The 20,196-nt window shown below is 39.1% G+C and carries 17 protein-coding genes; 1 reads left to right on the top strand and 16 read right to left on the bottom strand.

The genetic code is table 11. The features are described from left to right. Nucleotides 1–3 precede the first annotated feature (3 nt). The 6 genes from HMPREF2795_RS07390 to eno all read right to left on the bottom strand — a co-directional run bounded on the left by HMPREF2795_RS07390 (nucleotide 4) and on the right by eno (nucleotide 5,193). Nucleotides 4–435, bottom strand: coding sequence for an arginine repressor (locus HMPREF2795_RS07390; RefSeq protein WP_001034387.1), 432 nt, complete (start codon nucleotides 433–435; stop codon nucleotides 4–6). After that, nucleotides 428–1,243: a TlyA family RNA methyltransferase gene (locus tag HMPREF2795_RS07385; protein ID WP_001041049.1), complete on the bottom strand. Its 816-nt coding sequence runs from the start codon at nucleotides 1,241–1,243 to the stop codon at nucleotides 428–430. The genes HMPREF2795_RS07390 and HMPREF2795_RS07385 overlap by 8 nt, the downstream gene beginning before the upstream one ends. Next, nucleotides 1,236–2,111, bottom strand: a complete 876-nt coding sequence (locus HMPREF2795_RS07380; protein WP_001041145.1) for a polyprenyl synthetase family protein — start codon at nucleotides 2,109–2,111, stop codon at nucleotides 1,236–1,238. The genes HMPREF2795_RS07385 and HMPREF2795_RS07380 overlap by 8 nt, the downstream gene beginning before the upstream one ends. Then, nucleotides 2,108–2,320, bottom strand: coding sequence for an exodeoxyribonuclease VII small subunit (locus tag HMPREF2795_RS07375; RefSeq protein WP_000043228.1), 213 nt, complete (start codon nucleotides 2,318–2,320; stop codon nucleotides 2,108–2,110). Before HMPREF2795_RS07375 ends, HMPREF2795_RS07380 begins: the two co-directional genes overlap by 4 nt. Then, nucleotides 2,298–3,638 carry an exodeoxyribonuclease VII large subunit gene (gene xseA / locus HMPREF2795_RS07370; protein WP_000417499.1) on the bottom strand — a complete coding sequence of 447 codons (1,341 nt, stop codon included), beginning with the start codon at nucleotides 3,636–3,638 and terminating at the stop codon, nucleotides 2,298–2,300. Before xseA ends, HMPREF2795_RS07375 begins: the two co-directional genes overlap by 23 nt. Nucleotides 3,639–3,888: 250 nt before the next feature. Continuing rightward, nucleotides 3,889–5,193, bottom strand: coding sequence for a surface-displayed alpha-enolase (gene eno, locus HMPREF2795_RS07365; protein ID WP_000022825.1), 1,305 nt, complete (start codon nucleotides 5,191–5,193; stop codon nucleotides 3,889–3,891). A gap of 164 nt (nucleotides 5,194–5,357) precedes the next feature. Here eno and HMPREF2795_RS07360 point away from each other — a divergent pair, with 164 nt between their 5' ends. After that, a complete protein-coding gene (locus tag HMPREF2795_RS07360; protein WP_075228558.1) occupies nucleotides 5,358–5,804 on the top strand; it encodes a DUF1694 domain-containing protein in 447 nt (148 codons plus the stop codon). On the opposite strand, the gene HMPREF2795_RS07355 is transcribed toward HMPREF2795_RS07360, so the two are convergent. The 10 genes from HMPREF2795_RS07355 to ligA all read right to left on the bottom strand — a co-directional run bounded on the left by HMPREF2795_RS07355 (nucleotide 5,801) and on the right by ligA (nucleotide 20,130). After that, the gene (locus HMPREF2795_RS07355; protein ID WP_075228557.1) at nucleotides 5,801–6,916 is read right to left on the bottom strand and encodes a glycerate kinase; all 1,116 of its coding nucleotides are present in this window, start codon (nucleotides 6,914–6,916) and stop codon (nucleotides 5,801–5,803) included. The genes HMPREF2795_RS07360 and HMPREF2795_RS07355 overlap by 4 nt on opposite strands. A gap of 16 nt (nucleotides 6,917–6,932) precedes the next feature. Further along, the gene (gene serB / locus HMPREF2795_RS07350; protein ID WP_075228556.1) at nucleotides 6,933–7,574 is read right to left on the bottom strand and encodes a phosphoserine phosphatase SerB; all 642 of its coding nucleotides are present in this window, start codon (nucleotides 7,572–7,574) and stop codon (nucleotides 6,933–6,935) included. Between the two features lie 62 nt (nucleotides 7,575–7,636). Continuing rightward, the gene (gene glgA / locus HMPREF2795_RS07345; RefSeq protein ID WP_075228555.1) at nucleotides 7,637–9,070 is read right to left on the bottom strand and encodes a glycogen synthase GlgA; all 1,434 of its coding nucleotides are present in this window, start codon (nucleotides 9,068–9,070) and stop codon (nucleotides 7,637–7,639) included. Then, nucleotides 9,067–10,206, bottom strand: a complete 1,140-nt coding sequence (glgD, locus tag HMPREF2795_RS07340) for a glucose-1-phosphate adenylyltransferase subunit GlgD (RefSeq protein WP_075228554.1) — start codon at nucleotides 10,204–10,206, stop codon at nucleotides 9,067–9,069. Before glgD ends, glgA begins: the two co-directional genes overlap by 4 nt. Next, a complete protein-coding gene (locus HMPREF2795_RS07335) occupies nucleotides 10,196–11,338 on the bottom strand; it encodes a glucose-1-phosphate adenylyltransferase (RefSeq protein WP_006151163.1) in 1,143 nt (380 codons plus the stop codon). Before HMPREF2795_RS07335 ends, glgD begins: the two co-directional genes overlap by 11 nt. A 1-nt stretch (nucleotide 11,339) precedes the next feature. Then, entirely contained in the window at nucleotides 11,340–13,256 is a 1,917-nt protein-coding gene (gene glgB / locus HMPREF2795_RS07330; RefSeq protein ID WP_075228553.1) for a 1,4-alpha-glucan branching protein GlgB, read from the bottom strand. 374 nt (nucleotides 13,257–13,630) lie between these two features. Then, complete coding sequence (locus tag HMPREF2795_RS07325; protein ID WP_049509042.1) at nucleotides 13,631–14,671, bottom strand: DMP19 family protein; 1,041 nt, start codon at nucleotides 14,669–14,671, stop codon at nucleotides 13,631–13,633. Between the two features lie 232 nt (nucleotides 14,672–14,903). Continuing rightward, the gene (pulA, locus tag HMPREF2795_RS07320; RefSeq protein WP_075228552.1) at nucleotides 14,904–17,186 is read right to left on the bottom strand and encodes a type I pullulanase; all 2,283 of its coding nucleotides are present in this window, start codon (nucleotides 17,184–17,186) and stop codon (nucleotides 14,904–14,906) included. A 49-nt stretch (nucleotides 17,187–17,235) separates the two neighbouring features. Further along, a complete protein-coding gene (locus tag HMPREF2795_RS07315; protein WP_049509040.1) occupies nucleotides 17,236–18,168 on the bottom strand; it encodes a diacylglycerol kinase family lipid kinase in 933 nt (310 codons plus the stop codon). Nucleotides 18,169–18,171: 3 nt separating this feature from the next. After that, nucleotides 18,172–20,130, bottom strand: coding sequence for an NAD-dependent DNA ligase LigA (ligA, locus tag HMPREF2795_RS07310; RefSeq protein ID WP_049509039.1), 1,959 nt, complete (start codon nucleotides 20,128–20,130; stop codon nucleotides 18,172–18,174). Nucleotides 20,131–20,196 lie beyond the last annotated feature (66 nt).

Here is a 20,196-nt window from a genome sequence, read left to right as displayed (position 1 = left end):
ATCCTACCAATTTTTAACTTGCTCAAAAATATCCTTGGCTGTTTCTTCACTTCTCAATACCATCAAGATGGAATCATCATCAGCAATACAGCTAAAAATTTGGTCAGAAAAAACAGTCATCAACTGACTCTTGACGAAAATAGTATTTCCTGGAATGACTTGCAAATTAATCATATATCCCATGCGTTCAGCATGAATAATATTATTTTCTGCCAACTGCAAGCTTCTAACGATTGATTTTGGTAATTCATAAATGTAAGTATTGTCTTTCAATGGAATTTTTACAATACCTAATTCTTTAATATCTCGGGAGACTGTTGCTTGAGTAGCAGAGATACCCGCTTCTCTCAAGTGTTCAACGATTTCTTCCTGTGTGCCGATTTGATAATCTGTAACAAATTTTCTAATCTTCTCAAGTCTCTCTTTTTTATTCATCTTTAAATTCCCTATGTGCTTTCTCCACTATTTTTTCTATTTCAGAAGTAACCTGATTGATTGCGTGATTTTCTTTTCGCAAATAGGCTAAAAACTCGATATTCCCATGACCACCTTGAATAGGAGAATAATCCAATCCTAAGACTGAAAATCCTTCATCAACTGCCATTTTAGTAACTGATTCTAAAACATTTTGGTGAACTTTGGCATCTCTGATAATTCCATTTTTACCAATCTGTTCTCGACCAGCCTCAAATTGAGGCTTAACTAGAGCAACAACCTGACCTTGATCAGCTAAAACACGGTGCAAAGCCGGCAAAATAAGGCCTAAGGAAATAAAACTGACATCGATACTTGCGAAACTTGGTTCCTGTTCAAAATCAGTTTTTTCCGCATAACGGAAATTAAACTGCTCCATACTGACAACACGAGGGTCTTGGCGTAATTTCCATGCCAGTTGGTTAGTACCAACATCAACTGCAAAAACTTGTTTAGCACCATTTTGCAACATGACGTCAGTAAAACCACCTGTTGAAGCTCCGATATCAATGGTCGTTTGTCCCTCAACTGATAGACCAAAAATATCTAGCGCCTTCTCAAGTTTCAAGCCACCACGACTGACATACTTAAGTTTCTCACCCTTGAGTTTCAACTCTGTATCATCAGGAATTTTTTCTCCTGGTTTATCAAATCGTTCGCCATTTAAAACAGCGACTACCAAACCTGCCATAACACCTCGTTTGGCTTGTTCTCTCGTTTCAAATAAACCTTGTTTGTAAGCTAGTACATCTACTCTTTCCTTAGCCATTGATTCTCAAACTTTCTACTATTTTCACAATTGGCTCCTTATCAAAACTCACAACTTGACTAATCTCTTCTAGTTTCGCAGTAGCTTGATCCAAAGTTTGATTGCAAAACGCTATCGCCTGATCTAATCCTAACAAGGCAGGATAGGTTGACTTTTCGGCCTGCAAGTCTTTCTGGGGTGTTTTTCCAATTTCCTCAAAGCTAGCGGTAACATCAAGCACATCATCTCTCACTTGGAAAGCAAGCCCAATCAACTCGCCAACTGTTTTAAGCTGTTTCTGAAGATTTTCATCCAATCCAGCAATGATTCCAGCCGCTTGGAAAGGAAAGGCTAAAAGTTTACCTGTCTTATTAGCATGGATAGTCTGAAGTTCCTCTAAATTCAAGTGTTTTCCTTCGCCTTCCATATCTAACACTTGACCAGCTACCATTCCCATACTTCCAGAAGCAAGGGATAAATTAGCTATTAAATCAACCTTGGTTTGACTAGGCAAATCAGTTTGAGCAATTAAAGCATAGGGATCCAAAAAAAGCGCATCCCCTGCTAAAATGGCTAGAGCTTCACCATACACCTTATGGTTGGTCAAACGCCCCCGACGAAAATCATCATTATCCATAGCAGGAAGATCATCATGGATCAAACTTCCTGTATGAATCATTTCTAGTGCCGCTGCAACTTGAGCATGTTCCTGAGTGATAGGCACTTGCAAGGAGTCCAAAACTTCTAAAAGCAAATAAGGACGAATCCTTTTACCACCAGCATGGACGGAATAGAGAACCGCTTCTCTTAAACTGGACGCAAATTGTTGGTTGCCATAAAAGTCTTCAAGAGCTGACTCGACCAAAGCTAGTTTTTCCTGCTTGTTCATACCAGTTCACTTTCTGTTCCATCTTCTTGCATCACCTTGACCAAGGTCTTTTCAGCCTTATCAAGTGTTGCCTGCAATTCTTTTGACAAGAGCATTCCCTTTTGAAAAGCCGAAATAGCATCTTCTAGAGCAATTTCCCCATTTTCCAAACTTTGAACAATCGTTTCAAGTTCTGCTAGATTTTCCTCAAATTTCTTTTGTTTTGACATCTCTTACCTCTAATTCTACTTGACCGTCCCGCATCAACAGTGATACTTGGTCATTTTCTTTCAAAACTTTCGCAGAAGCGACTACGACTTCTCCTTTTTTGACAATTGCATAACCTCTGGCTACAATTCGACTAGTATCTAGCATAAGGAGAGCTTCTGATAGGCGTTTTACTTCTGCTACTTTTGCATCATAGGTCACAGCCATCTGGCTACGCAGAAGTTTCTTTAATTGCTGGATATGATCCTGATAACGCTGGATTTTAATAATTGGTGATAATTGTTCCAAACGGTGGACTTGTTCTTGCACCTTTTGTTGATTACGAACCAATTCAGCATTCAATCCTTGCTTCAGTCGCAGCTGTAACTGATCCAAGCGTTGTAGATAACCGTCATATAAACGCTCTGGTTGTCTGAAGATGACCGATTGACTGAGGATTCTCAATGCTTCTTGTTTCTTTGACAAACTATGCTTAACCGCTGTAGTCATGCGTTTTTCTTGATTCTGAAGATAGGTCAAAAGATCTAACTTAGTTACTGGTGTCGCAAGTTCAGCCGCTGCTGTCGGTGTTGCTGCTCTCTTGTCAGCAACAAAATCAGCCAAGGTGACATCTGTTTCATGACCTACACTCGAAATAATCGGTAAACGAGATTCAAAAATTGCTCGAACTACAATTTCTTCGTTAAAGGCCCAAAGATCTTCAATGGAACCTCCCCCACGACCAATAATCAGAACATCTAAATCCTCACGTTCATTGGCTCGAGTTATATTACGAGCAATCTCCTTTGCAGCACCCTCACCTTGAACTTTAGTAGGATATAAGACAATTTCCACACCAGGGAAGCGTCTGCTTACAGTTGTAATGATATCCTGGATAACAGCTCCACTACGGCTGGTCACCACACCTATTTTTTTTGAAAATTGTGGTAAAGATTGTTTAAATCGCTCTTGAAACAAACCTTCTTCTGCCAGTTTCTTCTTAAGTTGTTCAAATTGGATAGCTAAGGCACCGACACCATCTGGTTCAGCTTTTTCAATGATAATCGAATAACTTCCACTTGGCTCATAGACTTGGACACGACCAACCACATTGATCTTCATCCCTTCTTCCAAGTCAAATCCCAAACGTTGGTAGACCCCCGACCAAATTGTCGCCTGAATAACCGCTCGGTCATCTTTAAGAGAAAAATACTGATGGGTTGGACGCTTACGGAAGTTAGAGACTTGACCAGTTAAATATACCCGTTCCAAGTAGGGGTCTTTATCGAATTTCATTTTTAAATACTTGGTCAAAGTTGTAACCGATAAATACTTTTCCATCTCTACCTCCTTCTTTTCTCTAGTTTTTCCTAGGTATTATTATACCAAAAATATGCTTAAAAATCTTTAATTTCCACCTAGAATAGTGAAAATACAGGGAATTTATGTGCGAAATTATTTCTTAATATTTTTGCCCCTCGAACAGAAAAAAAACCCTTCGGATAAAATCCGAGGGGCTTAAAACGTTGTTAAATCAACGACCGAACTTTTGAGTTTCAAGGTTCGGGATAAAATAGTTCACTGAACTATTTTATTTCTTAAGGTTGTAGAATGATTTCAATCCACGGTATTCAGCTACTTCACCAAGTTGATCTTCGATACGAAGCAATTGGTTGTATTTAGCGATACGGTCTGTACGTGAAAGTGAACCAGTCTTGATTTGTCCTGCGTTAGTTGCAACTGCGATATCAGCGATTGTTGAATCTTCAGTTTCACCTGAACGGTGTGATACAACGGCAGTGTAACCAGCTTCTTTAGCCATTTCGATAGCGTCGAATGTTTCAGTAAGAGTACCGATTTGGTTAACTTTGATAAGGATTGAGTTAGCAGCGCCTTCAGCGATACCTCTTTCAAGGTAAGCAGTGTTTGTTACGAAGAAGTCGTCACCAACCAATTGAACTTTACCACCAAGACGTTCAGTAAGAGCTTTCCATCCATCCCAGTCGTTTTCGTCCATACCATCTTCGATAGTGATGATTGGGTATTTGTTTACCAATTCTTCAAGGTAGTCGATTTGTTCTGCAGAAGTACGAACAGCAGCTCCTTCACCTTCGAATTTAGTGTAGTCGTAAACTTTACGTTCTTTATCGTAGAATTCTGATGATGCACAGTCAAATCCGATAAATACGTCTTTACCTGGAACATAACCAGCAGCTTCGATAGCAGCAAGGATAGTTTCAACACCGTCTTCAGTTCCTTCGAAACGAGGAGCGAATCCACCTTCGTCACCTACGGCTGTTTCAAGACCACGAGATTTAAGGATTTTCTTAAGAGCGTGGAAGATTTCAGCACCCCAACGAAGAGCTTCTTTGAATGTTGGTGCACCAGCAGGTACGATCATGAATTCTTGGAAAGCGATTGGAGCATCTGAGTGAGAACCACCGTTGATGATGTTCATCATTGGAGTTGGAAGAACTTTAGTGTTAAATCCACCAAGGTAGCTGTAAAGTGGGATTTCAAGGTAGTCAGCAGCAGCACGAGCTACAGCGATAGACACACCAAGGATTGCGTTAGCACCCAATTTACCTTTGTTAGGAGTACCGTCAAGTGCGATCATAGCACGGTCGATAGCTTGTTGGTCACGTACATCGTAGCCGATGATTGCTTCAGCGATGATGTTGTTTACGTTGTCAACAGCTTTTTGTGTACCAAGACCACCGTAACGAGATTTGTCACCATCACGAAGTTCAACTGCTTCGTGTTCACCAGTAGAAGCTCCTGATGGAACCATACCACGTCCGAAAGCACCTGATTCAGTGTAAACTTCTACTTCAAGTGTTGGGTTACCGCGTGAGTCTAGGACTTCGCGAGCGTAAACATCAGTAATAATTGACATTTTTTACTCTCCTTATTGAGTTAAATTTTTTACACCTCTATGATACCTTAAAAAGACACCTTTTTCAAGGAAAAACGTTATCTTTGTGCAAATTTTCCTTAAGTTTATAAAGTAATCGCTTTCTTTTATCTGTTTTCTCCTTTATTTTATGATATACTATTTTTATGACTGATGTATCTAAACAAATCCTAGAAAAGGCCAATGGTGGTCTTAAACTAAATCCTGATGAACAAAGACGTTTTCTCGGAACATTTGAGGAACGTGTCCTTGGCTACGCGGACCTTGAAACAGCTGATGATGATAAATTTAAAAATGGATTTTTAACAATTATAGAAACCTTTAAAAAAGAAACTCAACCTCTATTTGTCAAAATTTCTCCTCAGGTAGAGTTTGATAAACAAGTTTTTTATCTAAAACAATCCAAAGATGCTGACTGCCAAGCGACCATCGTTTCTGAAGATCATAACTCTTCTCCTTTTGGCCTAGTTATCCATAGCGATGCCCCTGTTCAAACAAGTGAAAAAGACCTCAGAAGTGCCTTTTCAGACTTATGGCAGGAAAAAGAGATGAAAAAAGCTCCTACTTCTCTTTGGAAAAAGTGGTTTGGTTAATTTTTCTTCAAAGCTAAAATTTGACCAATGTTTGCAGCTGTATCTTCTAAATAGATAGCGGCATTTTTTAGACTGTCTTCCAGTGGTTCACTTTTTTCTAATATAGAAAAAGCAGCGATGACATTCTCAAATGGTAAAGGAGGTAAATCCTCAGCTAAACTACCACAAATAGCAATAACTGGAACACCATTTGGTGTTCTTTTTGCTACCCCGATTGGCGCCTTGCCTGAAAAACTTTGAGCATCCAATCTACCTTCACCAACGATAACTAGATCTGCATCTACAACCTGTTCATCAAAGTTTATTAAATCTAAACAGGTTTGAATACCAGATACAATCTCTGCTCCTGCAAAGGCACACAAACCAGCTGCAATACCACCACCTGCTCCAGCACCATCCAATTTTAACATTTCAGGTGCAACTTTGCGGTAAAAGTTTTCAATAGCAATATCAACATCTTGGAATTTAGCTGGTTCCAACCCTTTTTGCTTCCCAAATGTATAGGTGGCACCGCGAATTCCACAGAGTGGATTGGTAACATCTGCTAAGATTTTGATATGCACATCTGCAGGGATGGTAACGACACTTTTGTCCAAAATCTTACTAATTTCAAATAAGGACTGGCCACAAGCCTCAAGTTCGATCCCGTTTTCATCATAAAACTGATACCCGAGTCCTGAGACAATTCCAATACCACCATCGTTACTGGATGTCCCACCAACTCCTATATAGATCTCTTTCATTCCTTGTTCGATTAAATATAGGATCAGTTGACCAATCCCCTTTGTTTGAATCTTCAGTGGATTTCGTTTTTCAATAGGAATTTTAGCAAGCCCAACTAAATCAGCCACCTCGAAAAGAGCAAGTTCTCCTTTTTGAACATAAGTCATTTGAACCTCATCTCCAAAGGGACCTGTCACTAAAGCAGTTTTTTCTACAAGACCAAGTGAATTTTTAATGGCATCCACTGTTCCTTCCCCTCCATCGCCAACAGGTAAGAGCAAACATTTCGATTCAGGTAGAGCCTTTTTAAGGCCTCGTTTAATAGCTTTAGTTACTTCACTCGCAGGGAGACTCTCCTTAAAAGAGTCAGGCGCGATAACAATTTTCATACACTCATCTTTCTAATCAAAGGAAATCTATCAGATTCAATACTTTTGTTAAATCTCTTTCTTCAATTTGAAGGGGAATTTCCTCTTTCACGATTTCTTTGGCACAGAAGCCAATGCCGATTCCAGCTCTCTTCAACATTGCTAAATCATTAGCTCCATCTCCAATAGCAATGGTCCTTTCGATAGGTACTTTTAATTCATAAGCCCATCTTACTAGAGTTTCTTTTTTAACATCTCTGCTTATAATTGGACCAACAAGATTTCCAGTTAAATGACCATCTCTGATTTCCAGTTGATTAGCAGCAAATAATGAAATCCCTAAATCTTTTGCTCCTCTTTCAACAACAGGTGTAAATCCACCTGAAACTAAACCCACTTCTATCTGATTTTTTTGCAGAGTGTTAATAAATTGCGCAGCATTTTTACTAAGGTGTAGTTCATGATAAATCTTATCAAAAGTATCTATAGAAAGTCCTTTTAGAAGGGAAACACGTTTTCTCAGGCTTTCTTCAAAATCTAGTTCTCCCCTCATAGCTTGGGCCGTCAGCAGAGCTACTTCTTCTTCACATTCTGCTTCTTTCCCCAACAAATCAATAACTTCCTCTTCTATCAGTGTCCCATCAACATCCAGTACACAGAGTCCTTTAATTTTTTTCATATAATTGTCTTACTTTCAGAATCTCAAAAAATCGTATGAAGGTATCATACGATTTTAACTATTTAGTTTGCTAAGCTATGATACAAATCAAGATATGACTTGCAGGCTGTATCCCAAGAGAAATCACATTCCATAGCTTGAACTTGCATGTTCTTCCAAACATCAGGATGGTTGTGATAAACATCCAGAGCTGTTTGCAAAGCCCAGTTGAGCCAGTATGGAGTTAGGTTATTAAAGCTAAAGCCTGTACCTGTTCCATCAATTGGATTAAAGGCTTGAACAGTATCTCTAAGACCACCTACCTCATTTACCAAAGGAAGGGTCCCATATCTCATGGCCATCATTTGTGAAAGTCCACACGGTTCAAAGCGACTTGGCATGAGGAAAATATCACATGCTGCATAAATTTCTTGAGCTAATTTTACATCAAAAGTAATATTTGCAGAAAGTTTTTCTGGGAATACTTGACTAAACCAAGAGAAGGCTTGCTCAAATCCTGGATCTCCAGTTCCCAAGAGAACGATTTGAATATCCTCTTGAAGCATACGATGCAGGCTTTCAACCACCACATCAAAGCCCTTCTGACGAGTCAAACGTGACACGATACCAATCATTGGCACATCAGGACGTACTGGAAGACCAACTCTTTCTTGAAGTTTCGCTTTATTTTGTGCTTTTCCTGACAAATCAGTTTTATTAAAATGATACTCAAGTAAAGCATCCGTCTCTGGGTTGTATAGATCAGTATCAATTCCGTTTACAATACCAGAAACCTTACCAGATTCCATACGAAGAATCTGATCAATACCGCAACCAAACTCCGTAGTCATGATCTCATAAGCATAGCTAGGTGACACGGTTGATACACGGTCTGCATAGAGAATACCAGCCTTCATCCAGTTAAGACAATCATTCCAACGAACTGTTCCATCAGCGTAGCGCTCAAATCCAACCCTGAACAAGTCCCAAAGCATACTTTCAGAGAATTGACCCTGAAATTCCAAGTTATGAATGGTCAAAACAGTCTTGATTCCTTGGTAGGCTTGAATCCATCTGTACTTTTCCTTCAACAAGAAAGGAATCATTGCTGTATGGTAGTCATGAGCGTGGAGGACATCAGGGATAAATCCGATACGCTCCATAGCTTCAAGCGCAGCAAGTTGGAAGAAGGCAAAACGTTCACCATCATCGAAATCTCCATAAACATGTCCACGGAAGAAATAATAATGATTGTCGATGAAGTAGAAAGTAACACCGTTTAAAACAGTTTTCTTAATTCCACAAAATTGTCTGCGCCAACCAACATAGACTTCAAATTGAAGGACATCTTCAATCTGATCACCAAACTTGGCTTCAACCATGTCATAGTAGGGTAAGATAACAGCAACTTCATGCCCAGCTTTTACTAATGATTTTGGAAGTGCTCCGATAACGTCTCCCAATCCACCTGTTTTTGAAAAGGGAGCTCCCTCTGCTGCTACAAATAAAATTTTCATGAAAGGACATCCTCTGTTACTTTTTCGCCTTTTTTGATGATAACAGGGTTTTCTGCTGTACCTCGAACGACAACTCCCTCAGCTATTTCAGCACCCTTATCAACAATTGCATACTCAACTTGTGCACCTTTTCCAACGACAACGCGAGGGAAGATAAGAGATTCTTTAACCAAGCTGTCTTTATTGATACGAACATTACGCGAAATAACAGATTTATCCACTTCACCCTCAATGATACTACCAGAAGCAAATTGAGATGTGTTTACTTTAGAACCAGGTGCATAGTAGGTAGGTTCTTCGTTTTTAACTTTAGTATGAATCTTTTGATTTGGCGAGAACAAAGAGTAGAATTTATGCTGATCAAGCATATCTAAATTAGCTTGGTAATATGTTTCTACTGAATGAATATTGGCTAGGTATCCTGTGTATTCATATGCAAAAGCACCTTCTTTGGCTGCCAAATCGCGAAGAACATACCGTAATTTTTCTGGATATTCTTTTTGGGCTTCTTCTTCCAAACGCTTAATCAACCATTGAGTATCTACAACGAAGATATCTGTTGACATGTTGTAAAAATCTTGGTTTGATTTTTTATCAAAGAGTTTGTGTGAAAGTACGTGGTCAGTTTCATCAATATCAAGGATTGCATTTACTTCTGAAATGACCTTCTTAGGCAATTTCTTATAAACAACTGTAATTGGTGATTTTGTTGTATTATGCAAATGGAAAACCTGAGCAAGATCAATATTTACCAAAACATCACAGTTCAAGGAAACAGTTTGGTTAGATCCAGAACGTTTTAAATAAGTCAAGAGTTGTTGATAATACTCTTTACCGACTGTGCTACTTTCTACACGTGTATTGTAAATACCTAAATAGTAGTGACTAAGTAGTGTATTCAAGCCCCACTCACGACCTGAACGAATGTGGTCGAAAACTGAGCTGATATTATCTTGTTGGAAGATTCCAAAGACACTACGAACACCAGCATTTGCTAAACTTGAGAGTGGGAAGTCAATCAAACGATACTTTCCTCCAAATGGTAAAGTTGCCACTGGACGGTTACTTGTCAAGGTTGACATATCATGGAAACCAACGGTATTTCCTAAAATCGCTGAATATTTATCAATCTTCATCTGTTGCTACCCCCACTACTTCATTATATCCGACTACTTGTACTTCTTCTGTACCATCAATTTCTACACCATCGGCAATGACTGCTCCTTCACCGATGATTGCACGTGTAATTTTAGCTCCTCTACCGATAACTGCTCCACTCATGATGACAGAATCAACAACTTCTGCTCCCTTACGAACTTGAGCAGCTGTAGAAAGGATAGAGTGTTTTACTGTACCATTTACGTAACAGCCATCCACTACAAGAGAGTCTTCTACATGAGCATGTTCTCCAATAAAGTTTGGTGGAGCGATAAGGTTACGAGAATAAATTTTCCATTGACGGTTACGACTATCTAGAGCATTCTCTGGAGAGATGTATTCCATATTTGCTTCCCAAAGAGATTCGATAGTACCAACGTCCTTCCAGTATCCATTGAATTCATAAGCATAGACACTTTCACCAGTTTCAAGATAGTTTGGAATAACATTTTTACCGAAGTCTGACATGTCTAGGTTGGCCTTCTCAGCTGCAACTAGCATATTGCGAAGTCGTTTCCAGTCAAAGATATAAATCCCCATTGATGCCTTAGTTGATTTTGGTTCAGCTGGTTTTTCTTCAAACTCAACAATACGATTATTAGCATCTGTATTCATGATACCAAAACGGCTAGCTTCTTTAAGTGGCACATCTAAGACAGCAACTGTCAAGCTGGCATTGTTATCCTTGTGTGATTGGAGCATATCATCATAGTCCATCTTGTAGATATGGTCACCTGAAAGGATCAAAACATACTCAGGATTGATGCTGTCGATATAGTCGATATTTTGGTAAATGGCATGACTTGTACCTTCAAACCAACGGTTTCCTTCACTTGCAGAGTAGGGTTGAAGAATAGAAACACCTGTGTCAATACCGTCTAGACCCCAACTAGAACCATTACCAATGTGGCTGTTGAGAGCTAGTGGTTGATACTGTGTAATAACCCCAACATTATGGATACCAGAGTTGGCACAGTTAGAAAGAGCAAAGTCAATGATACGGTAGCGCCCACCAAATTGCACGGCAGGTTTAGCAATGCTTTGAGTGAGTTTACCGAGACGAGTTCCTTGCCCACCAGCAAGGATTAAAGCTAGCATTTCATTCTTCATTTTATACTCCTTTTTGAGTTTTATTAGCGACTTTTTTAGTAGGTTTGATGCGACGTTTGATTTTCCAAATACTTGCTCCCATAGCTGGCAATGTAAATGTCAAAGTCTGCTCATAATCCTTCCACAATCCTTCTTGAGTTTGAACTGTTTGGTTATGCTCTTTCCACACACCACCCCATTGTTCTAACTCTGTATTCCAAATTTCTTCATAAATGCCTGCAACTGGAAGACCAATTGTAAAATCAGGACGTTCAACTGGTGCCATATTGAAGATACAGACTAGCATCTCGCCTTTCTTGCCCTTACGGATAAATGAAAGAACACTCTGATCTCTATTATCCGCATCAATGATTTCAATACCATCGTAACTTGTATCAATTTCCCAAAGACAACGGTGGTCTTTATAAAGTTGATTCAACTGTGATGTAAAGTATTTCATCTTGGCATTCATCGGATCTTCTAGGTTAGACCACTCCAATTGCTCTTCTGATTTCCACTCTAAGAATTGACCAAATTCGCTACCCATGAAGAGTAATTTCTTACCAGGGTGACAAATTTGATAGGTGTATAAGTTTCTCAAACCAGCGAACTGATTGTAACGATCACCCCACATCTTATGCATCATACTCTTCTTACCGTGGACAACCTCATCATGTGAGAATGGTAGGAGATAATTTTCATTAAAGACATACATGAAGCTGAAAGTCACAAGATTAAAGTCATACTTACGGTAAATTGGATCTTCTTCGTAGAAACGTAGGATATCATTCATCCAACCCATGTTCCACTTGTAGTCAAATCCAAGTCCACCCATTTCCTTCATGCCAGTAATCTTGGTACCTGAAGAAGACTCCTCTGCAATCATCATAACATCCGGATGAGCTAGTTTAATAACGTCGTTCAAACGTTGTAGGAAATAATAGCCTTCATAGTTGAGATTGCCACCGTCTTTATTTGGTGTCCATGGAGCATTGTCATAATCTAGATAGAGAATATTACTTACAGCATCTACACGAATACCATCTAGGTGATAGAAATCAATCCAGAACTTAATACTAGAAATCAAGAAGGATTGCACTTCGTTTTTCCCTAAGTCAAAGTTGAGTGCTCCCCAACCGTAGTTGTTAGCCTTATTATGATCTTGGTATTCAAAAGTTGGTGTACCGTCGTAGTATGCCAAAGCGTCGTCATTTATTGTAAAGTGTCCAGGTACCCAGTCCACAATTACTCCGATATTGTTGATATGACATTCCTCAACGAAGTCTTGAAACTCTTCAGGACGACCATAGGCATGCTCTAAAGCGAAGTAACCCATGAGCTGATAACCCCAACTCAAACCGAGAGGGTGAGCCATCAAAGGCATAAACTCGATATGAGTATAGTTCATCTCAACGAGATAAGGAATGAGCTCTTCTTTGAGTTGAGCAAAGCTATAAGGTGTTCCATCAGGATTTCTCTTCCAAGATCCTGCATGCGCCTCATAAATGTTGACCGGTCTCTCAAAAAATCCCCAACGTTTTCTACGAGCTAACCAGAGCCCGTCCTTCCATTTTTTTTCAGGAATTTCTGTTAAAACTGCTCCTGTTCCCGGACGTGCTTCATAACGTACTGCCAAGGGATCAATCTTCATAAGCTGATGACCATTAGCACGAGTAATATGATATTTATAAATATGTCCTTCTTGAGCTAAAGTTGTAAAAACTTCCCAAACTCCAGATTCATTACGAACCATGGGGATTTGATTTTCAACCCAGTTAGTAAAATCACCAACTAGATGGACAGCTTGCGCATTTGGCGCCCAGACACGGAATGTATAGCCATACTCACCGTCTCTTTCTTCACGATGCGCTCCTAAATAGTGTTGAAGATGGAAATTTTCGCCACTAGTAAAAGTTCTTAAAGCCTCAAATTTATCCATTGAATCCCCCTTTTAATTGAAAGCGTTTTCTTATTTTTATTATACTACCTTTTAAGAGAAGTTTCAAGTAAATTACTATATTTTTAAAAATTATTTTGAAAATCTGAAAATAATTCTCTGATGCGTCCTGGGAAAATCATTTTAATTTTCCAATTTATCTTCGCCTCTTTTCATTTTCTTACATTTTTATATAATAGTAACAAAATATTCGGATTTAAGCAATTTTTAGCCTTATATTTTTGAAAAATACATTGAAAATCCGTAAATATTGAGTTTATAACATTCAATTTAGATTGCAACTATTCAGAAACAAGGGATTTCTCCCAAAAAATAGAGCAGATCTTCCAATCTGCTCTTTCTTTATTTACTATTCTTTACGATTTATCTGCACTTCCATGAAAAATGAATTTCTCTGGATATTTTTTGATAAAACTTAGCTCATTCTCATTTCCATCATAATCATAGACAAAATTATCTGCTTCATCCAATTTCTCATAAAAATCATCGCCATACTCTTCTTCCATCTGTGCTAGCAGCTCCGATCTTTCTTCTCTAACAAAGGAGATAGTTCCACCAAAGTATGCAAGGAGATTTTTGAAATTAGCAGCATGCTCCTTCATTCCAAATAGTTCGAAGCCCTTTAAAGTATCTTTCCAGACAATCCCTGTCGAATTATCGAAAAATTGATAGTGACCTCCATTGTTTACTTCGATAAAATACCAGATAATTGCCAGAAGGTATCTTTGTTCTAAAGTAAAGATTTTTGCAGAATCGAGATAGTCTTTATAGGTGTTATAGATGTTAACAGTTTCGTATACTGGTTCAATAATATCCCAAGAGTCTTCTGCATTTTGAACATCTTCTATCTTAATATTCTTGTATAATTTCTTATTCTGTGCAGTTTTCATTTCTTGATTAGTTTCATTAGCATCTTCAAAATAGTATTTCTGAAGCAGGGGATATTCTGTTGGCTTGCCTTCAAAAACTTCCTTTAGAGAACCTACTTTAACCAACTCAATACACCATTCAATGACTGGATTTGTTGAGGAATCAGCATTTTTGATAGCATTTTCTAATAAATCTAGAGCCTGATTAGCTTCAGTTTCAAAGTCCTTGTTCGGATCACTAGATAAACGCCAATGGGTAAAACTATTTCGATAATACCAAATAGCATCCCTATCTTCTTCAGAGACCATCTCTAAAACTCTTTTGGCTTCTTCGAATTGACTCCAATTATTATAGACTTTGGCTAGTTCACTAAGGACTAGTCCACTTAAATTTTCTAAGCCAAGCTCTAAAAGAATTTCTATTACTTTCTCGAATTGGAAGTTATGCTTAATGTCTTTAAGACACTGAACTTTCTCCGATTCATTTAATGTGATAAATGTTTCCAGCGTAATTGTATTGATATCCATAGGTATCTCCCACTAAAACTAATGAACTTTTATAATTTTAATTCAATTTGTAATGAAACTTCTGCTTTTTCTATCGTCTCCAAGATAAACTTTCTAGAAGTATAGGCCGAGATAAAAAATCCCGACCTCACATTTTAGTAGAAATGAGTCTTTGAAATACTTTTGTTCATTTATTGGACTCTGCAAAATAGTTTTGCCCTACACTTCATTGTGTCAATCTTCAATCTAAGACTTACGATAAAACATTCATAACTGCCACACTGACATCGTCAATGGCATTTTCTTGGTTAGAACGGCTATTGGTTACCAACATTTCTAGGTTTCCTGCATTTTCATAGTAATAGGAAGCCCCTTTAGCATTGAATACAACCAAGAAGTGCTCTTCGCCACCATGAATCTCATAAACAATCCAACCACTATTTTCAATGGCCGTGTGTACAAAGACATGACGGTAGACTTCTTCATAGGTAGGGTATGAAAAGGCACTGTTTTGTGTTTTAAGTCGGATAATCTGACGAACAAACTCGATACTATCTTGACGCTCATTGATCAAATCCCAGTTGACTTGGTTGACGCTATCAGGAGCATTGTAACTATTCATAGCTCTCTCACGCTCTGCGTGAGTCAACTCACCATTTTCTCCTGTAGCTACAAGCTTGGTACGGCCAAACTCTTGCCCCAACTCCATGAAGGCCATCCCTTGCATGAGAAGGTTCATGGCTGTCGCTGTTTCTACTTTCTTCATGATACGTTTTTCACTCTCCGTTGGATGAAGGGTTTTAAGCAAATCATGCAAATTGTAGTTATCGTGGGCTTCTACATAGTTAAGAACCTGATTGGGGCTAAGGTAAGAACCCAGCTCTCGGCTTCCAAGGATAGCCTTTGCGACGATCGGTTCAGTTCCAGCACCACTGACGAAACCAGATTTGATAGAGCCATAGACTTCACAACCTTTGACCGCATCACGTTGATTATCATTAAAGAATCCAATGTTTGGCAATTGATAGGCATTATCTTTCTTAGCCTTATCATAAGGAGCAAGACCAGTTCCCATATCCCATCCTTCTCCATAAAGGATGATTTTAGGATCGACTTCGTCCATAGCCCAACGAATCATCTGCATAGTTTTGACATCATGGATTCCCATCAAGTCAAAGCGGAAACCGTCAATATTGAATTCTTTTACCCAGTAGAGAAGAGAATCAATCATATATTTACGGAACATTTCATGCTCACTGGCAGTTTCGTTACCGACTCCTGTTCCATTTTGATAGGTTCCGTCATGGTTCATTCGATAATAATAATCGGGAACCGTTGTTTGGAATGGCGCATCCACCGTTGAGAAGGTATGATTGTAAACAACATCCATAATAACACCTATACCAGCATCGTGATAAGCTTGGACCATGGCTTTCAAATCACGGATAGCTTGACCTGGATCGTTTGGGTTTGTAGACATGCTAGTTTCTGGAGCATTGTAGTTTTGTGGATCATATCCCCAGTTATAAGTTACATTTCCATCAGCGTCGTATTCTTTATGACGGTCAGCAATTGGTTGCAGCTGAACATAATTGACACCAAGTTCTTTGATATAGTCAAACGCAGTCGACTGACCATATTGGTTAACTGTTCCAGTTTGCGCAGCACCTAAGAAGGTTCCTCTTAATTCTGGCGCAACACCAGATGTTTCAGACTTAGTCAGATCACGGATGTGCATTTCATAAATGACTGCTTGGCAAGGATTTTCCAAACGCCAAGTTGCTTCTGTACCATGCTTAACCTCAAAACCTTCGACCTGACGATCTTGGTTTGAGACAATGGCTGAACGTTTTCCATCAGGACTTGTCGCTATTGTATATGGATCACGAGTTAATGACAGGTGATGAGGAAAGTCAATTTGGTAGTGGTAAGCACAACCTGCTAAGCTTTCTGGAACTGATAAACTCCAAACACCAATTGTATTATACTTGTGACTATAGGAGTAACTATTTCCTCGCTCCATTTCAAAGGTTTTAAGGATAGGTGCGTCGTTACTTGCAGATTCATAGACTACTACTTGGACAGATGTAGCGGTTGGTGCCCATAGGCTAAATCTTGTTTCAGTTTCAGAAACTTGACATCCCAACTCTCCTTGATAACCCCAGTGGTGGTCAAAACTAGCGCTATTGATTGCCTTGTCGAAGGCAAAAGGATTTTGGTCTTTATAATGAGTACTTGCAATAGCTGGATTTTCAGAATAATAAACTGTATCATCTCCATCCAAAATCCAAACCTCTGTCAAAAGTGGATAATAATTGAAGCGAATAGGATATTCTTTGCTGACACCATCTTTTTCAACAGTAAAAGTCATGGTCTCAAGAGCTACTTCACTCGATTGAGTCAGTGAGAATTTTGCTCCAAAATATTCTTCTTCTTTGATAAGTTCTGCTGAATCTAGAGGCTTTATGCTGAAACTGCAAGCCTCGTAAGCTTCATCTTTACGATGATAATGAATAAGTACAAGATAATTGTACATGGTTCTCCCTAATTTCTAAATAAATTTGATTTTATATGTGACTAATAATTTATTGATCAAGTGCCTCACGATTCACAAAAAATTCAATGTGATTATGGCACACCTCCAAATCTACTGGCGTGTCGCCACCGTATTCTCCATCAAGATTGAGCATAAAAGGCTCTTCATGATCCAAAGTTTCAATTCGGAGTTTACTCGTTTTAAGGTATTCAACATTGATATCTGAAACGTGTTGGCCTCCGTTCATGGCCTGAACTAGCAGACTCAACATATCTAGTATTTTATCCGTCTTTACTAGAATAAGCGTGAAATTGCCGTCATCCAGTTTGGTATCAGGTGCAAATTGCTCAAATCCACCAATAGAATTGGTCAAGGCAACAAAGACAAGAGAAACTTCTCCTGTAAAAATTCCCCAATCATGGTAAATACGAACAGGACGGGCTTTGGATTTTGGAAACATCTCGAAGCCTTTAGCAACGTAGGCCAGATAACCCAAACGCGTCTTTAGTTCACTCGGAACGCTAAAAGTTAACTCCGTAAGAGTTCCTGCCGCAGCAATATTGATGAAATACTTATCACCATAAGCACGACCAATATCAATTTGCTTGGTTTCATTTTTAGCAATGATTTTCGCTGCAGCAACTGGATCTCCCATAGGTATTTTCAATGCTCTTGCATAGTCATTGGTAGTTCCAGTAGGAATGATGGCTATCTTTGGACGATGTTCCAGAGGTGCAATTCCATTAACCACTTCATTGATAGTACCATCGCCACCAGCTACCAAAACCAAATCAAATCCAGCTTTTGCAGCTCTTTCTGCTTCTTTCTGGGCTGATAAGTGTTCAGTTTTGGTCTGAAAAGCACTTGTTTCATAGCCTATGCTCTCTAACACTTCTAGAACTTCTGCGATATTTTGCTTGATAATTTCCTGGCCTGAGGTCGGATTATAAATGAGACGTGCGCGTTTTTTTACTTCTTTCATAGCTTACAAACTCTCAAGCCAAGCTTCATCACGAATCTCTATTCCCAGTTCTTGTGCTTTTTGGAGCTTGCTTCCTGCATCTGCTCCTGCTACAACAAGGTCTGTTTTTTTCGACACACTACCAGTAACCTTGGCTCCTAGACTTTCTAATTTATTTTTAGCTTCTGAGCGATTCAAACGCTCTAGCTTTCCTGTCAATACGACAGTTAGACCAGACAAGGCTGCATTTGCTGCAACTGTCTGTCCTATGTAGTCTAGATTAACACCTGATTCTTTCAATTCCCTTAAAAGGATTTCAGAACCCTCTGTAGCAAAATAGGTCTGAAGGCTTTGGGCAATGACACTTCCCAGACTTTCGATACTTGCAATTTCTTCAGGATTGGCTTGTGCTAGCGATTCGATTGAGTGGAAGTTTTGTAAAAGCAACTGACTTGCCTTACTTCCTACATGACGAATCCCCAAACCAAACAAAAGTTTTTCAGCAGAATTTTCTTTGGATGCTTGAATAGCCTGGTAGAGCTTTTGAGCAGATTTTTCCTTAATACCATCTAGCAAGAGCAAATCTTCCACAGTCAAATGATAAATATCTGCAACATCCTTAACCAAATCGGCAGCAAATAGTTTCTCAACGATCGATGGACCAAGGCCAGAGATATTCATGGCATCACGCGATGCGAAGTGCGTCAAGCCTTCCTTGATCTGAGCAGAACAACGTGGATTGATACAACGAAGGGCAACCTCATCTTCAAAATGCAAAAGATTACTGTCACAACTTGGACAGTTTGTTGGAATATCTAGTCTTTCCTCTGACACTCGCTTGGATTCTACCACTCGTAGAACAGCAGGAATGATATCACCTGCTTTGTACACAATGACAGTATCATCCTTACGAATATCCTTTTCAGCGATATAGTCGACATTATGAAGGGTTGCACGACTTACAGTTGTACCTGCAAGTTGTACTGGAGTAAGATTAGCAGTCGGAGTCACAACTCCTGTACGGCCAACAGTCCAGTCAACAGAAAGAAGTTTCGCTTCTTTTTCTTCTGCTGGGAATTTATAAGCGACTGCCCACTTAGGTGCTTTGACTGTAAATCCTAGTTGCTCCTGACCAGCTAGATCATTGACCTTAATCACAACTCCATCGATATCATAAGGCAACCTATCTCTTTCTTGACCAATTTCTTGAATAAACGCCCAAACCTCATCCATACTATGAGCTAATAGACGTCTTTGATTAACCACAAAGCCTAATTGTTCCAAATGTTTCAAAACCTTCTCTTGACTATCCCGAGTTGAAGGACTAGCTTCTTGGTAAAGGAAAGTCGCCAAATTTCGTTTTGAGACTACTGACGTATCTAACTGACGAAGGGTTCCTGCAGCAGCATTTCGCGGATTGGCAAATTCCGGCTCCCCATTTTCTTGACGAGATTGATTGACCTGGTCAAAAGAAGCTCTCGGCATATAACATTCACCACGAACTGTAATATCTAATTTTTCTGGTAATGATAAAGGAATGTCTTTCACTCGTTTAAGATTTTCAGTGATGTTTTCCCCGATGGAACCATCACCACGAGTTGCCCCAGTAACAAAAATTCCCTGCTCATAAGTCAAGGAAATCGATAAACCATCAATCTTCAACTCACAAATATAAGTGACATTATCCAATTCTTTACGAACACGCGCATCAAAAGCGTCGAGTTCTTCACGTGAAAAAGCATCCTGCAAACTATAAAGAGGATACTGATGACTATATTTCTCAAACCCATCAAGAATCTTTCCACCAACACGATGTGTCGGACTTTCTGGTAAAACTTGGTCAGGATGAGCTTTTTCTAACTCTACCAATTCACGATAAAGACGGTCATACTCACTATCAGATACAGATGGATTATCACTTGTATAATACTCTGTCGCATAGCGATTGAGCAGTTCAACGAGCTCTTTCATTCTTTCATTCATAGAACCATTTTACCATAAAAAGGACTCTATAAACAATACTCAAGCTCTAAAAAAGAAAATGAGAAG

The sequence above is a fragment of the Streptococcus sp. HMSC056C01 genome, assembly GCF_001811305.1.
In the GTDB taxonomy this organism is placed as follows: domain Bacteria; phylum Bacillota; class Bacilli; order Lactobacillales; family Streptococcaceae; genus Streptococcus.
Note: the sequence above shows the minus strand (reverse complement) of the source record. Positions and strands in the feature narration are given on the sequence as shown.

Bases quoted from the DNA above. Each gene is read 5' to 3' on its own strand.
- HMPREF2795_RS07390 (WP_001034387.1), bottom strand. From the start codon at position 435: ATGAATAAAAAAGAGAGACTTGAGAAGATTAGAAAATTTGTTACAGAT.
- HMPREF2795_RS07385 (WP_001041049.1), bottom strand. From the start codon at position 1,243: ATGGCTAAGGAAAGAGTAGATGTACTAGCTTACAAACAAGGTTTATTT.
- HMPREF2795_RS07380 (WP_001041145.1), bottom strand. From the start codon at position 2,111: ATGAACAAGCAGGAAAAACTAGCTTTGGTCGAGTCAGCTCTTGAAGAC.
- HMPREF2795_RS07375 (WP_000043228.1), bottom strand. From the start codon at position 2,320: ATGTCAAAACAAAAGAAATTTGAGGAAAATCTAGCAGAACTTGAAACG.
- xseA (WP_000417499.1), bottom strand. From the start codon at position 3,638: ATGGAAAAGTATTTATCGGTTACAACTTTGACCAAGTATTTAAAAATG.
- eno (WP_000022825.1), bottom strand. From the start codon at position 5,193: ATGTCAATTATTACTGATGTTTACGCTCGCGAAGTCCTAGACTCACGC.
- HMPREF2795_RS07360 (WP_075228558.1), top strand. From the start codon at position 5,358: ATGACTGATGTATCTAAACAAATCCTAGAAAAGGCCAATGGTGGTCTT.
- HMPREF2795_RS07355 (WP_075228557.1), bottom strand. From the start codon at position 6,916: ATGAAAATTGTTATCGCGCCTGACTCTTTTAAGGAGAGTCTCCCTGCG.
- serB (WP_075228556.1), bottom strand. From the start codon at position 7,574: ATGAAAAAAATTAAAGGACTCTGTGTACTGGATGTTGATGGGACACTG.
- glgA (WP_075228555.1), bottom strand. From the start codon at position 9,070: ATGAAAATTTTATTTGTAGCAGCAGAGGGAGCTCCCTTTTCAAAAACA.
- glgD (WP_075228554.1), bottom strand. From the start codon at position 10,206: ATGAAGATTGATAAATATTCAGCGATTTTAGGAAATACCGTTGGTTTC.
- HMPREF2795_RS07335 (WP_006151163.1), bottom strand. From the start codon at position 11,338: ATGAAGAATGAAATGCTAGCTTTAATCCTTGCTGGTGGGCAAGGAACT.
- glgB (WP_075228553.1), bottom strand. From the start codon at position 13,256: ATGGATAAATTTGAGGCTTTAAGAACTTTTACTAGTGGCGAAAATTTC.
- HMPREF2795_RS07325 (WP_049509042.1), bottom strand. From the start codon at position 14,671: ATGGATATCAATACAATTACGCTGGAAACATTTATCACATTAAATGAA.
- pulA (WP_075228552.1), bottom strand. From the start codon at position 17,186: ATGTACAATTATCTTGTACTTATTCATTATCATCGTAAAGATGAAGCT.
- HMPREF2795_RS07315 (WP_049509040.1), bottom strand. From the start codon at position 18,168: ATGAAAGAAGTAAAAAAACGCGCACGTCTCATTTATAATCCGACCTCA.
- ligA (WP_049509039.1), bottom strand. From the start codon at position 20,130: ATGAATGAAAGAATGAAAGAGCTCGTTGAACTGCTCAATCGCTATGCG.